Consider the following 5,975-nt stretch of genomic DNA (forward strand, 5'->3'; position numbering starts at 1 on the left):
TTCTCCACCACAAGCAAGCCGGACAAGAACGCCATCAAAGAAGCCCTCAAAGCCGGCCGCCAGATCACTGGCGCCCAGCTGCTCAACCGCCGCTCCTGGCGCATCCACTGAGGGGACAGAGCCCCCCTTGATATGGGTCTGTTGCATGAGCGGGCCCATACCCCTTCCACCCAAATCACCTCTCACATCGCAGTATTCCCATGACCACCGCTGTCTTCTCCACCGAGCAGATCGCTGCCCTTTCCGCTCCACTCGATCGCGCCAAGGTCCAAACCCGCAGCCAGGCCGGCCGCTCCCTGGCCTACCTAGAGGGTTGGCAAGCGATCGCAGAAGCCAACCGCATCTTTGGCTTTGACGGCTGGCAGCGCGAAACCATTTCCGTGCAGTGCGTCTCTGAGCGGGAGCGCACCCTGGGCAGCAGCAACCGTGCCGGCTGGGGCGTCACCTACACCGCCCGTGTTCGCATCAGCGTCGGCGAGGTGATTCGAGAAGGCAGCGGTGCCGGCCATGGCATCGACGTCGACCTGGGCCAGGCCCATGAGTCCGCCCTCAAGGAGGCCGAGACCGATGCGATGAAACGGGCCCTGATGACCTTTGGCAATCCCTTCGGCCTGGCGCTTTACGACAAGCAGCAAAGGGAGGTCACCAGTTCAGCCACTGCGGCCCCCAACGCCAACATCAGAAGCAGGGCAGCAGAAGCGGTCCCCCGGGAGCAGCTCCAATCACCTGACCAGCAGGAGCCTGATCCAGGGCTTGCACCGCTCGATCCAGGCACCATCCAGCAGATCCACGCCACCGTTCGGGGTCTGCCCCGGCCGTTACTGGAGGGCTTCACCAAGGCGTTCCGCAAGCGGTTTCAGGTGCCGGCCGAGGCTGCTTCTATCGCTGATCGGATTTGTCAGCGGCGGCATCACGACTGGATCGAGACGTTTCTGGTGTCACACCGCGAGGTGCGCTCAGCAGATCAGCACCAGCAGCTGGCCACCTGAATAGGAAGCAACCGAAGCGACGCACGTCCTTTGCGCCAAAAAGGTATAGATTTTGAACTCTATGGACTTTGAGTTCGACCCGCTCAAGAGCAAGGTCAACCAGGCGAAGCACGGCATCGACTTTGTCGATGCCCAGGCTCTGTGGAACGATCCCGACCTGCTGGAAATCCCAGCCCGCACCACAGATGAGCCGCGGTTTCTCGTCATTGCTCAGATCCATGGCAAGCACTGGTCAGCCGTGATCACCCATCGCAGCCAGGCCATCCGTCTCATTTCTGACCGTCGCTCCCGCCTGGAAGAGGTCCAGCTCTATGAACAGTTCTGAATTCGATCGTCGCTTTGATGCTGGTGACGTCGTGCTCGGCGCACTTGATCTCGACGCCGCTACTCGGCCCCGCCTGCAGCAGAAGCGCATCAATGTGGATTTTCCCCTCTGGATGGTCGAGCAGCTCGATCGTGAGGCCACCCGTCTTGGCGTGACACGGCAATCGATCATCAAAGTGTGGCTCGCTGAGCGACTGGAGCACCGCACTGAATCAAGCCTGGGCACAGTCGCCCTCCACTGAAGGACAGCATCACCAAAGGTCGATTGGATCTGCCAGCGGCGCTAACAAGAGTGGATCGAGACCTTCTCGTCAGCACCAGTCGCAGCCAGAGGCAGCCGCTATCCACCAGAGCTGAACCGATCAGGCAGGACGCGATAGGGGTAACCGTGCTAGTACACGCGTACGTATTGGCCGTGATTCATGGGTGCCCCTCTCCCCCGGCCCGCAGCACTGAATGCCCGGCTTGATACCCCTATCGAGGAGTGGCCCTACCTCGATGAGACAGTGCTGCTCAAGGCCCGCAGCCGCAAGGTCTGCATGACCTGCCATTGGTTTCGGCATCACGCCGGGGTGAATTGCATCCCGGTGCTCACCTGTCAGCTGCACCAGGGGCTGATCGCCCATGGCGAGCACCTCACCAGCCGCTGCCAGGGCTGGACGGAGGATATGACCCGTCAGCGGGGCTGGGCGCCGGAAGTGGCATGACAGCTGCTGCCAGCCGGCGGCCACCGCTCACCCCCAAGGAGGGTTGGCTGATCCAGGGCGGCCAGGTGCTGTACTTTCGCCCGACTCGCTGGGAGCGCACCAATCAACGGCTGGAGCTGATCAGCCCAGATCTGGCCATTGATCAGGATCTGAGGCGTAGGCAGAGCGGACGGCTCAGTGCTGATGGCGGTGGTGCACGTCGCTGACGTGGGGGTGCTCGTGGACCAGCGGGTCATGGCGGTGCCGATGGCTGTGCCAGAAGGGTTGGCCTGGCTCGAGGTCCGCGAGATCCTCCGGTCGGTGGGGATGAAGGTGGTGCGCATCGCCTTCTACAGGGGCATGGAAGTGGCGGTGCTGGTGATCGAGTTCGGCATGGCGGTGCCAGTGGCCGTGGCTGGATCGCAGCAACAAGCCTGTGCTGAGCGCCATGGCGGCCGCCGCCAGCAGCAGCGATGGACTGAGAGGTGAACCCAGCAGAGCCACCGCCACCAGAGTGCCAAGGAAGGGAGCGGTAGAGAAGACCACGGCTTCCCTGGCGGCCCCCAGAGCGGCCAGGGCCACCATGTCGAGCCAGATCGAGACGCCATAGCCCAGGCTGCCGATGCCAAGCAGGGCGGCACTCATCCAGGCGAACGGAATGGCATGCCCTTGCAGATTGGCCACGGCCAGCATCGGCACGGCAGCCCCGAGGGCCTTGGCGGCGGAGATCTGCAGGGGGTTGCGCAGGCTGAGGCGCTGGGAGAGGTTGTTGTCGATGCCCCAGCACAGGCAGGCCAAGGCAATCCACAGCACGCCCTGCCACTGGCTGCCGCCCAGGGGACCCGCCGAGAGCACCAAGGCGCCGCTGAGCGTGAGCGCGGCCGCCGCCCAGCCTTCCCGGCCGAGATGCTCCTTCCCCACCCCCACAGCGATTAGCACCGTGAATACCGCCTCAAGGTTGAGCAGCAACGCCGAGGCCCCCGGGGTGAGCAGCGCCAAGCCCTTGACCAGGGCGATCGGACCGGCGATGCCGCCCAGCAGGGTGATCAGCCCCAGCAGGGGGAGATCACCCTGCTGGATCGGAGCGTGGCGGCTGGTCGGGGCCTCGGCCAAGGCCAGGGGCAACAGCACCAACGCCGCACCGGCATAGAGCAGACCCGCCACGAGCACGGGAGAAGCCCCGTGGCTGAAGCTGCCGATCAGCGGAGCGCTGGAGCCGAACAGGGCGGCAGCAAGCAGGCCCGACAGCCAGCCGCGGCGCTGTTCTCGCGTCTGGGAGGTCATCAGGAGTACCACAGCAACCGGACGGGCTCCATTACAAAACTATGGGGAAGTCCGCTGGAATCGACAGGACAGAAAGTGTTGCTCCGCGCCGCCTGGTGTGCGATGGCTGAACTGCTCATGGCCGAGCAAAAAAAATGCAGTTCCCAAGGTTTCCTGGAGCCTCTCAGGGCTGTACCGCACCACAGGCAAGCCACTGCAAGTGGTGGGGCCATCTTCTGCAAAGGTTGCCAGGAGCAGAGTGCCCCCAGGCTTGAGCGCCTGCAGTACGGCCCGGACATAGGCCTGCTGATCGGCCGGGCTGGTGAGGAAATGAAACACCGCCCTGTCATGCCAGACGTCATAGGCATGGGCGGGCAGGGTGGCCGTGAGGATGTCGGCCTCCAGCCACTGCCCCGCAGCGGCGCGTGCGCCAAGCCGCTCTCTGGACACGGCCAGTGCCGCGCCGGAAAGGTCCAGAACCGTGATCCGTTGATAGCCAAGGTTCAGGAGGTCATCCACAAGCGTGGAGGCCCCGCCGCCCACATCAATGATCGCCGCATCCAGTGGTAGGCCGGCTGCCTGAAGCAGTCGGAGTGAGTCATCGGCATGGGCTTGATACCAGCTCAACGACTCAGGGGCCTTGGTTGCATATATCGTCTCCCAGTGGTTTTTGCTCGTCATGGGTCCACCCAGAGGCTGCTGTCAACAGTTCAGCCGCCCCGCAGCACCGCGCTGAGCAAGGAGAGGTTGATCATCACAATCACACTGGCGCACAGCCAGCCCGCGACCTGCAGCGCCAGCGGCGCTCTGAGCTCGCCCATCAGGCCGCGCCGCCCGCAGAACCACACCAGCGGGATCACTGCGAAGGGCAACTGCAGCGACAGCACCACCTGGCTCAGCACCAGCAGATTGGTGGTGGCCCGCTCTCCGAACAGGATCACCGTGGCCATCGCAGGAATCAGGGCCAGGCCGCGGGTGAGCAATCGCCGCTTCCAGTCCGGCAGACGGATCTGCAGGAACCCCTCCATCACGATCTGGCCGGCCATGGTGGCGGTGAGCGTCGAGCTCTGGCCAGCCGCCAGCAGGGCCACCCCGAACAGCACGCTGGCGAGCGAGGTGCCCAGCATCGGCGTCAGCAGCCGGTAGGCCTCGCTCAGGTCCGTGACCGGCTGCGGTAGCCGTCCGTAGAAGCTGCCGGCGGCCAGCACCAGGATCGAGACATTGATCAGAAAGGCCAGGCTGAGGGCGATCAGCGTGTCCCAGGTGCTGAAAGCCAGGGCCCTGCGCTGTGTCCCCTGGCCGCCGTCCCAGCGGCGGGATTGCACCAGCGAGGAGTGCAGGTAAAGGTTGTGGGGCATCACCGTAGCGCCGAGAATGCCGGCGGCCAGAAACAGCTGCTGCCCGTCCCTGAGGCTCGCTGACTGGGGAAGAAAGCCCTGGCCCACCTGGCCCCAGTCGGGCTGGAGCAGCAGCATCTCCACCGCGAAGCAACCGCCCACCAGAGCCACCAGGGCGATCACCAGGGCCTCCAGCCTGCGGATCCCGAAGCGCTGCAGCGCCAGCAGCAGAAGGGTGTCGGCGGCCGTGAGCCCCACCCCCCAGAGCAAGGGGAGGCCAAAGAGCAGCTGCAGGGCGATGGCGCTGCCCACCAGCTCGGCCAGGTCGCAGGCAATGATGCCCACCTCGGCCAGCAGCCAAAGGGGAATGCGGCAGAACCGCGGCAGCAGCTGGCTGCAGGCCTGGGCCAGATCGAGTCGCGTGGCGATGCCTAGCCGGCAGCAGAGCGATTGGAGCAGCATCGCCATCAGGCTGGAGAGACCGATCACCCACAGCAGGCGGTAGCCAAACTGGGAGCCGGCCGCCAGGTCGGTGGCCCAGTTGCCCGGATCCATGTAGCCCACGGCCACCAGGTACCCGGGACCGAGAACCCGCAGGAAGGTGCGCAGGGTGCCGAGTCCGGCGGGCACCTCCACGGCCTGCGCGTCGTTGCGAGCGGCGGTGCCGAGCGGTGCATCAGGCATGAAGCGACGCCAGCGAAGTTGGAGGGTAAGGCGAGGGTGGCTGCGATCCTGCTTGGGCATGGCTGGCATGAGCCCACCCTGGGGAAGGGATCACCGCCAGCTCAGAAGTCGCGAGGACCTGTGTAGCCACTGAGATCAGCGAGGGTATTCAGTGGCTTGACGCCCGAATCCACGACGCCCTTGATCTGCCAGCTGGGATAGCCCTGAACCCCCTGCTGCTTGCACAGCTGCGCCTGGCTGTTGGCGCCGTCCTCCGCGCATTCGATCACTAGGAGCTTGGCGGCTGCCTCCTTGCCGAAGGCCTCCTTCTGGTCATGGCAGTGGGGGCACCAGTACGCCGTGAACACCCGGGCGCCGACGCTGCTCAGATGCTCCGACAGGGCAATCTTGGCCGGCGAACTGGCGCTGATGACAGCTGGAGCCGCCCGTCCGCTTTGAGCGAAAGGCTGGTCCGCCGATGCTGCCCAGCCCAGCCCCAGCAGACCAACAAGAAGGACTGTCATCACTCCGCGAAAGATCAGTTGGCTGCGGTCGATCCAGGGACCTCCAACAAGGCTCAAAAGGAACAGCGCGAGGCTTAGGGCGGCTGACACCACACAGAAGGTGCAGAAGGCCCTGATCTCGAACACCAGCAGCCCCATCAGCACCATGCTGAAGACGGCCATGCCGCTGCTGGTGAAGAACAGAGCCCA

At 64.8% G+C, this 5,975-nt stretch carries 10 protein-coding genes; 6 read left to right on the forward strand and 4 right to left on the reverse strand.

Features of this window, described 5'->3' with window-relative positions; translation table 11 throughout:
- The 6 genes from KBY75_RS15040 to KBY75_RS15065 form a co-directional block, all read left to right on the forward strand.
- The coding region (locus KBY75_RS15040) for a siphovirus Gp157 family protein (protein WP_255024540.1) at nucleotides 1-111 on the forward strand (111 nt) is incomplete at its 5' end.
- 89 nt (nucleotides 112-200) lie between these two features.
- On the forward strand, nucleotides 201-989 hold the full coding sequence (locus tag KBY75_RS15045; protein ID WP_254929446.1) for an RAD52 family DNA repair protein: 789 nt from the start codon (nucleotides 201-203) through the stop codon (nucleotides 987-989).
- A 61-nt stretch (nucleotides 990-1,050) separates the two neighbouring features.
- Nucleotides 1,051-1,314: a BrnT family toxin gene (locus tag KBY75_RS15050; RefSeq protein ID WP_255024539.1), complete on the forward strand. Its 264-nt coding sequence runs from the start codon at nucleotides 1,051-1,053 to the stop codon at nucleotides 1,312-1,314.
- A complete protein-coding gene (gene brnA / locus KBY75_RS15055; RefSeq protein ID WP_254929448.1) occupies nucleotides 1,301-1,555 on the forward strand; it encodes a type II toxin-antitoxin system BrnA family antitoxin in 255 nt (84 codons plus the stop codon). Before KBY75_RS15050 ends, brnA begins: the two co-directional genes overlap by 14 nt.
- Nucleotides 1,556-1,735: 180 nt before the next feature.
- Nucleotides 1,736-2,020 carry a galactose oxidase gene (locus tag KBY75_RS15060; RefSeq protein WP_254929449.1) on the forward strand — a complete coding sequence of 95 codons (285 nt, stop codon included), beginning with the start codon at nucleotides 1,736-1,738 and terminating at the stop codon, nucleotides 2,018-2,020.
- Nucleotides 2,017-2,226: a hypothetical protein gene (locus KBY75_RS15065; RefSeq protein ID WP_254929450.1), complete on the forward strand. Its 210-nt coding sequence runs from the start codon at nucleotides 2,017-2,019 to the stop codon at nucleotides 2,224-2,226. Before KBY75_RS15060 ends, KBY75_RS15065 begins: the two co-directional genes overlap by 4 nt.
- On the opposite strand, the gene KBY75_RS15070 is transcribed toward KBY75_RS15065, so the two are convergent.
- The 4 genes from KBY75_RS15070 to KBY75_RS15085 all read right to left on the reverse strand — a co-directional run.
- Nucleotides 2,195-3,283, reverse strand: coding sequence for a DMT family transporter (locus tag KBY75_RS15070; RefSeq protein WP_254929451.1), 1,089 nt, complete (start codon nucleotides 3,281-3,283; stop codon nucleotides 2,195-2,197). The genes KBY75_RS15065 and KBY75_RS15070 overlap by 32 nt on opposite strands.
- Nucleotides 3,284-3,322: 39 nt before the next feature.
- A complete protein-coding gene (locus KBY75_RS15075; protein ID WP_254929452.1) occupies nucleotides 3,323-3,943 on the reverse strand; it encodes a class I SAM-dependent methyltransferase in 621 nt (206 codons plus the stop codon).
- A 29-nt stretch (nucleotides 3,944-3,972) separates the two neighbouring features.
- Complete coding sequence (locus KBY75_RS15080) at nucleotides 3,973-5,343, reverse strand: Nramp family divalent metal transporter (protein WP_255017311.1); 1,371 nt, start codon at nucleotides 5,341-5,343, stop codon at nucleotides 3,973-3,975.
- Nucleotides 5,344-5,384: 41 nt separating this feature from the next.
- Nucleotides 5,385-5,975 (reverse strand): vitamin K epoxide reductase family protein (locus KBY75_RS15085; RefSeq protein ID WP_315859102.1); only part of this gene is annotated, 591 nt, incomplete at its 5' end.

It is taken from the genome of Cyanobium sp. T1G-Tous, from assembly GCF_024345455.1.
Classification (GTDB): domain Bacteria; phylum Cyanobacteriota; class Cyanobacteriia; order PCC-6307; family Cyanobiaceae; genus Cyanobium_A.